Below are 503 nucleotides of genomic sequence, written 5' to 3'. Positions count from 1 at the left end.
CCTGCTTCGTCGACGAGCGTCGTGCCCGACTGCACGCGCGACACCGACGTGTCGATCAGTTCCTTGATTTCCTTCGCCGCCGCCGACGAGCGCTGCGCGAGCGTACGCACTTCGCCTGCCACGACCGCGAAGCCGCGCCCTTCTTCCCCGGCGCGCGCCGCTTCGACGGCCGCGTTCAACGCGAGAATGTTGGTCTGGAACGCGATGCCTTCGATGATCGTGATGATGTCCGCGATCTTCGCCGAGCTCTGGTTGATCTCGCCCATTGTGCCGACCACCTGGCTCACGACCGCGCTGCCCTTGTTGGCGATCTCCGACGCGTTCGCGGCCAGCGCGCTCGCCTGACGCGCGTTGTCGGCGTTCTGTTTGACCGTGCCGGTGAGCTGCTCCATGCTCGACGCCGTTTCCTGCAGCGCCGAAGCCTGCTCTTCCGTGCGCGAAGACAGATCGATGTTGCCCGCCGCGATCTGCTTGGTCGCCGAGGCGATGGATTCGCTGCCCGA

At 66.2% G+C, this 503-nt stretch carries 1 protein-coding gene; it reads right to left on the bottom strand.

The annotated features are described in order from the left end of the window. Positions 1 to 503: methyl-accepting chemotaxis protein (locus QCE48_RS31725; protein WP_309794501.1), on the bottom strand; the 503-nt coding region annotated here is incomplete at both ends.

The sequence above is a fragment of the Caballeronia sp. LZ024 genome (assembly GCF_031451455.1).
Classification (GTDB): Bacteria; Pseudomonadota; Gammaproteobacteria; order Burkholderiales; family Burkholderiaceae; genus Caballeronia; species Caballeronia telluris.
Note: the sequence above shows the minus strand (reverse complement) of the source record. Positions and strands in the feature narration are given on the sequence as shown.